The organism is Maritimimonas sp. 2210JD6-3 (genome assembly GCF_056591795.1).
On record NZ_JBWQOJ010000116.1, the window covers coordinates 1 to 302 of the forward strand.

At 41.7% G+C, this 302-nt stretch carries 1 protein-coding gene; it reads right to left on the minus strand.

Going from position 1 to position 302, the window contains the following annotated elements:
- Window positions 1-302 (minus strand): transposase (locus AC1EUY_RS16200; protein WP_480196592.1); only part of this gene is annotated, 302 nt, incomplete at both ends.

Below are 302 nucleotides of genomic sequence, written 5' to 3' on the forward strand. Positions count from 1 at the left end.
GCAATGATACCATTGGCTTCGCATTTGTCCCTGAGTTTTAGGGAGTCAAAACCTGCATCGGCATTAATAAAAAGTCCATCAACACTAATCTCGGCTTCTTCCAGTGTTCCAATAACTTCTTCAAATTGCACTTCTATGTCAAACAAATCATTATGATTTCCAGAGACTGGTTCTGACATGGCAATAGGTAAGCCTTGCCTATCTGTTAGATAAATGGCATTTGTTGTCTTGCGTTTCTTCCTGCCTTGATAACCAACCTCTTGTCCGCCTCGAAGTGCTGTTGTATGACTTCCGTCCAAATC